Below are 6,777 nucleotides of genomic sequence, written 5' to 3' on the forward strand. Positions count from 1 at the left end.
GGATGGGGGGGGAGTGGTGGGCGGGTCAGATGTCGGCGCGGTGGCTTCCATGGGGGAGCTCGTCCACGGTCAGGCGGTCGAAGGTGCCCGAGGCGGGGTCGTGGACCCAGCTGCGGCCCACACTGGTGGCCAGGTAGGCGTCGCTCGGGTCGTCGATCTCGGCCTGAGGGTGGCGGCGCAGGATCCAGGCGCGCATGAGTACCAGGTAGAGCGCGAAGGCGACCGGGAAGCCGATGACGTAGGCGTAGTCGGGCTGCCACAGGGACACGCCCGAGGCGCCGAACCAGGCGACGAGAGCGGCCGGGTTGACCCCGCGCGCGTACCGGTACTGGCCGTGGGGGTCGTACAGGGCGGGCACGTTCAGGCGACGTCGGCGCAGCACGTAGTAGTCGCAGATCATGATCCCGGCGATGGCCGCGATGAACCCGCCGTAGTAGCTCAGGAAGGTGAACAGGTTGTCCAGCAGCAGCCAGGGCATGACGGCGGTGCCGACCACCCCGGCCAGCACCACCCCCGAGCGGTAGGACAGGTGGGGTGCGGCGGCGTTGACGAAGTTGAGCGCGGCGGGCACGACGTTGGCGGCGGTGTTGGTGGACCACTGGGCCAGGACGATCATCAGCAGCAGGACGCCGAGGACGAGTCCGGTGCTCTGGCCCTGGATGACGTCGACGGGGTTCCACTCGCCGGTGACGATGAAGGAGACCGCGCCGATGAAGGAGATCCAGGCCTGCATCATCGGCAGGGCCACGAAGTGGGCGGTGAGGACGGCCCGGTTGCGGCGCAGGAAGCGGCGCTCTCCGGGGGCGGTGCGCACGAAACGGGTGATGCTCGGGATGTCCACGGCCAGCGGCGCCCACACCACCATGTTGATCAGGAAGAACGCCACCAGCGACAGGTCGCCGCCGGAGGCGAAGGTCCAGATGTTGGTGCCCTCCAGGTCGGCGACGCCGTCCAGCGTGTAGTACATCCAGATCGAGATGGCCAGGATGCACGGGGCCGCGAAGGAGGCCAGCCTTTCGACGGCCTTGATACCGAGGGCGACATTGGCGATCTGCACGGCCAGGAAAAGGGCGTACCAGAGCGGCCAGGAGGAGAACCCGGTCCAGTACTCCACGAGGCCGTTGATGGCCAGGGCACCGATGTAGGTCTGGATGCCGAACCAGCAGGCGGCCACCACCCCGCGCGAGACCGAGGGGATGTGGGTGCCGATGGTGCCGAAGGGGGCGCGTAGGAACACGGCGAAGGACAGGCCGTGCTCGGTGCCGATGTCGGCGGTGAGGGTCATGACCACGGCCAGCGCCATGGTGGCGGTGAGCACGACGAGCATGACCACGGGCAGCGAGAGCCCGCCCTCGACTCCGTTGGCGCCGTACTGGAAGGTGACGATGACGATGGCCAGGGCCACCCACATCCAGACGAAGCCCAGCAGCGAGATGGGGCGCTGGTTGAGCCAGGTGGGCAGGATCGACTCTTCGAGCAGGTGGTTGTTGGCCGGGGCGGGGGTGCTCTGACGGGGGGTGGAGGCGTCCATGAGCCTGTGCTCCTCCGGGAGGGGTCAGGGGTGGTGGGGCCCTCCGAGCGCGGGGCTCAGCGGCCAGTGGGTGACGGTCTTGGGGCGGGGCGCGGCGAGGCTGCGCACCCTGCTGGTGGTGAGGCCGAGGGTCACCAGGGACTCGGCCAGGGCGACGGCGCTGGTCAGGCCGTCCACGACGGGGGCGCCCGCGGTGGCCTCGGGGGTGAGTTCCATTCCGGCCATGCCGCCGCAGCCGAGGATGATCACCTCGGCGCCGTCCTGTTCGACGGCGGCTCGGGCCTGGTGGGCGACGGCGCGCGCCGCGGTGGCGGGGTCGCTCTCCAGTTCGAGCACGCCCAGGCCACTGGCCCGTACCGAGGCGCAGCGGGTGTGGAGTCCGGCCAGGGTCAGGCGGTCGCGGATCATGGGCACGGTGCGGTCCAGGCTGGTGACCACGGAGTAGCGGTGGCCGAGCAGGCAGGCGGTGTGGGCGGCGGCCTCGGTGATGTCGATGACCGGTGCGGGGCAGAGTTCCTGGAGGCCCTCCTTGCCGTGGTCGCCGAAGCCCGCCTGGATGACGGCGTCGTAGGGGCGGTCGTAGGTCATGACGCGGTCCATGACGGCGACGGCCGCCAGGTGGCTCTCGAAGTTGCCCTCCACCGACTCGGGGCCGAAGCGCGGGGTGAGCGCCTCGACCTCCGTGCCGGGACGGGCGACGGCGCGGGCCTGTTCGGCCAGGGCGCGGGTGATGGCCGTCGAGGTGTTGACGTTGACGATCAGGAGGCGCATGCGGTCCCTTCGTGAGCCGTGCGGGGGTGACCCCGCCCACATTTGAAGCTATTACTTCAATACCTCTTAAAGCAATGACTTCACAAGACCGCCATCTATACTTAACACGCCATGGCTGACTTCACCGAGAACCCCGCGCCCCCACGGTTCGACGAACGAAGGATCGGCGAACGCATCCGCGAACTACGCACCGCGCGCGGCCTGTCCCTGCGTGAGCTGTCCGGACGACTGGAGATCAGCGCGAGCGCGCTCTCCCAGATCGAACGCGGCAAGATGCGCCCCTCGGTGACCCGGCTGTACCAGATCATGGGCGAGCTGAACGTGCCCATGGCCGCGGTGTTCGGCCCCGAGGTGAGCGCGCCGGCCGCGCCCGACGCCTACACCACCCCCATGGGGGAGGCACCCGGTCCGCGCTGGGAACCCGGCGACGCCGCCATGGGCCGCGTCGCGGTGACCCGGCGGGAGGAGGCTGCCACCCTTGAGCTCGGCCACGGGGTGCGCTACCGCCGCCTGACCCCGGGCCCGGTCCCTGGCATGAACTACTTCGAGTCCGTGTACCCGCCGGGTTCCTACTCCAGCCAGAACGCGGAGTACGTGCGCCACCGGGGCCACGAGATCGGCAACGTCGTCAGTGGCGTGCTCACCGTGGACGTCGGGTTCGACACCTACGAACTCCGGCCGGGCGACTCGATCACGTACCCCTCCACCACCCCGCACCGCATCTCCAACCAGGGCGACCGGGACGCCGTGGCCATCTGGCTCAACCTGGACTGATCCCGGCACGCCCGGAGAACCACGGGCGCCCGGCTCCTGGGGGGCGCCAGCCGCCCGGACGCTGAGGCGAGAGGCCCAGGCCCCGGCTGGACCGCCACCGGCCGTTCTTCCCCCGGGTTCGTCGCGGCCACACGGTCCGGCTGTGCGAGCCACTCGGGTTCGGGGTGGTGGTCACCGCGCGGAGGGGTTCTGCCACCCGGCGCGACCGCGTGGGTCCGCCGCGCATGATGTACCGCCCGCTCTGCCTCAGGGCAGTTCGTCGAACCTCTCCCGGGCGCGCTCGACGTCCGGCATGGTCTCGGTGGTCCAGCGCAGGAGCGCGTCGACCAGGTCCTGGAGCGTCCTGCCCAGTGTCGAGATGCGGTACTCCACGGCGAGCGGCCGTGTGCTCACGATGACCCGGTCCACCATTCCGTTGCGTTCCAGCCGGCGCAGGGTCGCCGTGAGGGACTTCTGGGTGATGACGGGGATCGCCCGGCGCAGTCCGTTGAAGCGCAGGGGCTGTTCGCACAGGCTGTCCAGTACCTGGAGCGACCACTTGTCGAGCATCTGGTCGAGCAGTTCGCGGTGCTCGGCGGTGATCTGGGGGACGGGCTGGGCGGGCGTGGTTTCCGGCATGATACCTGGTCTCGTTGAGGTTCCCTTTGGCCACCTAGTAGACATGGGATACCTGCAAAACGCCAACTGGAGGAACCTCCCATGACCGTGCAGCTGCTCAGCCCCGAAGGCCTGTTCCAGCCCGTTCCCTACCACCACGTCTCGATCGGCACCGGCAGCCGCCATGTGCACGTCGCCGGTCAGATCGCCCGCGACGGCGAGGCCAACCACCTGGCTCCCGGCGACCTCACCGGCCAGGTCGAGGTGGTGCTGCGCCACGTCGCACGTGGCCTTGCCGGTGCGGGAGCGAGTTTCTCCGACGTCGTACGCCTGCGCTTCTTCGCCGTCGACTGGAAGCCGAACAAGGCCGAGGCCTTCATGAAGGGCATCGAGAACGTGACCGAGGAGCTGAACCTGCCGACCCCGCTTCCGCCCGTCTCGCTGATCGGCGTGGACTACCTCTGGGAGCCCGACGTCCTCGTCGAGCTGGAGGCCTACGCTGTCCTGGACTGAAATCCGGCGGACCCGCTCCGCAAGAGCGGGTCCGCCGCCCTGAGCGGAAACGGGGCCGCACACCGTGAACCGATGCGCGGCACCCGGTCACTCCTCCTCGGAGTCGTCTTCGGGTTCGTCCTCGGTCGGCCGAACCCGGCTCGCGAGCCGGTAGTCGACGCGGACGTCCTCGTAGACCGTCCCGGTCTCGACGGGCTTGGGAAGCCCCGACCGGTCGCTGCCGGAGGTGCCCTCCGACTCAGGGCTTCCCCGGTGCTGGGATCCGACCTCAGGTGCCTCGTGGAAAATGAGTTCGTCCGCGGTCACGGACGCGCTGATCTCCACGTCGTACTCGGTTTCCTTCCGGGTTCCCATGGTGCTCACCCCGATTCACTGGTCGGCTGCCCCGCCGCCGGTGCGCTTCACCGTGTTACCGGCCCACTTCGCCGCACTGCGCAACACGTTCGCGGCGCTCTTCGCGGCCTCCCCGGCGCTCTTCGCGGCGTCCTCCGCCCTCTTCGCGGCGGCTTCCACGGACTGCACCGCGTCCTCGGCTCCCGAGGGGGCGTCGGGCGCCTCGTCCTCGATGTCCGAGTCGACGTCCTCCGGAGTCTCTGGGGCGGATGCGTCGTCCTGCGGAGCGTCCTCGTCTGCCGGTGCGGCACCCTCCGGAGCCTCGGTGTCGGATGCGTCGTGCTGCGGAGCGTCTCCGTCGCCCGGGGCGGCATCCTTGACGGCGCTGCCAGCGCTTGAAGCCACGCCCTCGGTCGTCTCTCCGACGCCCTCTGTCGCTTCTCTGGCAACCTGGCCGACGTCGTCGACCGCGCTCCCAGCACTCGAACCGGCGCCCTTGGCAGCCTCTCCGGCGACCTCACCGACGTTTCCCACAGCACTGCCAGCGTCCGAGCCGACGTCCTCCACCGCGCTCCCGGCACCCGAACCGACGTCCTTCACTGCTCCGCCAGCGCCCGAACCAACGTCTCTCACGGCGCCACCGGCACCTGAACCGACGTCCTTCACCGCACTGCCAGCGCCAGAGCCGACGTCCTCGACCGCTTCACCGGCGCCCTCGCCCAGAGCTCCCACGGCCTGTCCGGCACCGCTGCCCACCTCTTCGAGGCTGGATTCCACACCCCGGGCCACGTGTTCCAACACCTGCGGGTTCTCGTCGATGGTCTTGAGGACCCGTCCGATGATCTCCCGTACGTTGTCGAGTCTGACCTTGAGCAGGGCCTCGGCCTCGACGCCCTTGATGTCCAAGTGGACGCGACCGAGTCCGACGTCCGCTCCCACCTTCAGCTTGAGCAGGTCCAGCACCTCGGCCTGGAGCGACACGGAGGCCACCAGGTTGTCGACCTCGAGTTCGATCTCGTCGACCTTCAGGTTCGGGACCTCAAGGAGGACGTCCGGTTCACCGTTGCCCTCGACGCGGCCGCCGGACTCGCGACGGGGCTCCGGAACGGCTTCCGCGCCCACGCCCTCCGAGGCGAGGTCCTTCGAGGGGTTCCAGGCGTCCTCGCGTGTGTTCCCCTCGGTCCTTGGAGTGTTCTCATCCACCTTTCCCACAACCTTCCGCGTGGCTGGGCACACCCAGCGGTCTCGGCGCCCTCTTGGGGGTGTGTTGCGCACGGTCGGCTCAGACGCGGACTCCAGTGCAGAAGTCCCTTAAGTCACCGTTGTGGGGATTGATGAGAGCGTGTCCGCCCCATGTACCCACCGCGAGCACCGGGAAACTGTTCCTCCTGCTCAGAGGTGCTTCCAGGTGGGGGTCCCAGGCTGAGTGGTCCGGCCTTGGGAGGTCCGGTCCCCTTGTGGCCGACAGCCGCCAGGCGAGGACACGACGATGCCCGGCACTCCCTCAAGGCCCGGTCGAACCCGGCGCCCCCCACGCGATACTGGCCTCCATGACGACTTCTTCCACCGCCGCGGCCGTGCCGTTCTCCCGAGTCAAGATCCGTGTGGGAGCGCTGGTGTTCTGCGGTGACGAGGTGGCCCTGATCAGGCGTGACCGGCCCGGGTCGGTCCACTACACACCGCCGGGTGGCAATGTCGAGCCGGGCGAGGACCTCACGGCCGCGCTCCGGCGCGAACTGGCCGAGGAACTGGACCTGAGCCCCCACCAGGCCACCGCGCCGGAGCTGCTGTGGGTGGTCGACCAGCGCGTCAGCCGACCCGGTCCCACGCCAGCGCCCCGAAAGCTCCACCTGATCCACCGCCTGCACGTGACACCAGAGGTGCGCGAGGTGCTGGCGGTTGAGGAGTACGACGAGCAGCCCGACGGCGGACACGAGATCGGTGTCGTGGAGTGGGTGGACTACCGGGGCGCGGCTGACCTGCCGATCTTCCCTCTGATCGGCGGCGCTCTGGCGGCCCTGCCCGATCCCCACGCGCTCGTCGCCGACGCGGCGCTGCCCGCCGTCACCGACGACGACTACGTGTGGGTCTAGGGGGTGTTTCTGGGTGCTTTCGCCGGTGGTGGCGGGTGACGGGTGGGCGGGATGATCCAGAAAACTCGCTCTAGATCGTTGATGGGAAATTTCTGAACCTGCTGCGGGCATGACGAAGGGCGTCGAGGATCAGTGTGTGACCAAAGACCTTGACGCCCTTCTGAC

Annotated in this window: 8 protein-coding genes; 3 read left to right on the forward strand and 5 right to left on the reverse strand. The window is 69.2% G+C overall.

The window, feature by feature from the left end; translation table 11 throughout:
* Positions 1 to 25: 25 nt before the first annotated feature.
* Entirely contained in the window at positions 26 to 1,531 is a 1,506-nt protein-coding gene (locus BDW27_RS21865) for an NCS1 family transporter (protein WP_110051441.1), read from the reverse strand.
* A gap of 24 nt (positions 1,532 to 1,555) precedes the next feature.
* On the reverse strand, positions 1,556 to 2,302 hold the full coding sequence (locus tag BDW27_RS21870; RefSeq protein WP_017543263.1) for an aspartate/glutamate racemase family protein: 747 nt from the start codon (positions 2,300 to 2,302) through the stop codon (positions 1,556 to 1,558).
* A 111-nt stretch (positions 2,303 to 2,413) separates the two neighbouring features.
* Here BDW27_RS21870 and BDW27_RS21875 point away from each other — a divergent pair, with 111 nt between their 5' ends.
* The gene (locus BDW27_RS21875; protein ID WP_110051442.1) at positions 2,414 to 3,076 is read left to right on the forward strand and encodes a helix-turn-helix domain-containing protein; all 663 of its coding nucleotides are present in this window, start codon (positions 2,414 to 2,416) and stop codon (positions 3,074 to 3,076) included.
* Between the two features lie 246 nt (positions 3,077 to 3,322).
* On the opposite strand, the gene BDW27_RS21880 is transcribed toward BDW27_RS21875, so the two are convergent.
* On the reverse strand, positions 3,323 to 3,694 hold the full coding sequence (locus BDW27_RS21880) for a helix-turn-helix domain-containing protein (protein WP_017543265.1): 372 nt from the start codon (positions 3,692 to 3,694) through the stop codon (positions 3,323 to 3,325).
* Positions 3,695 to 3,775: 81 nt separating this feature from the next.
* On the opposite strand from BDW27_RS21880, the gene BDW27_RS21885 reads away from it, so the two are divergent.
* A complete protein-coding gene (locus tag BDW27_RS21885) occupies positions 3,776 to 4,186 on the forward strand; it encodes a RidA family protein (RefSeq protein WP_017543266.1) in 411 nt (136 codons plus the stop codon).
* Positions 4,187 to 4,273: 87 nt separating this feature from the next.
* Here BDW27_RS21885 and BDW27_RS21890 read toward each other — a convergent pair whose 3' ends face one another.
* Together BDW27_RS21890 and BDW27_RS27870 are read right to left on the reverse strand one after the other, a co-directional pair.
* Positions 4,274 to 4,540, reverse strand: a complete 267-nt coding sequence (locus BDW27_RS21890; protein WP_110051444.1) for a hypothetical protein — start codon at positions 4,538 to 4,540, stop codon at positions 4,274 to 4,276.
* A 15-nt stretch (positions 4,541 to 4,555) separates the two neighbouring features.
* A complete protein-coding gene (locus BDW27_RS27870; protein WP_233515880.1) occupies positions 4,556 to 5,722 on the reverse strand; it encodes a hypothetical protein in 1,167 nt (388 codons plus the stop codon).
* A 347-nt stretch (positions 5,723 to 6,069) separates the two neighbouring features.
* Here BDW27_RS27870 and BDW27_RS21900 point away from each other — a divergent pair, with 347 nt between their 5' ends.
* A complete protein-coding gene (locus tag BDW27_RS21900) occupies positions 6,070 to 6,612 on the forward strand; it encodes an NUDIX hydrolase (protein WP_110051445.1) in 543 nt (180 codons plus the stop codon).
* Positions 6,613 to 6,777: the final 165 nt, after the last annotated feature.

The organism is Nocardiopsis sp. L17-MgMaSL7 (assembly GCF_003182025.1).
Classification (GTDB): Bacteria; Actinomycetota; Actinomycetes; order Streptosporangiales; family Streptosporangiaceae; genus Nocardiopsis; species Nocardiopsis prasina.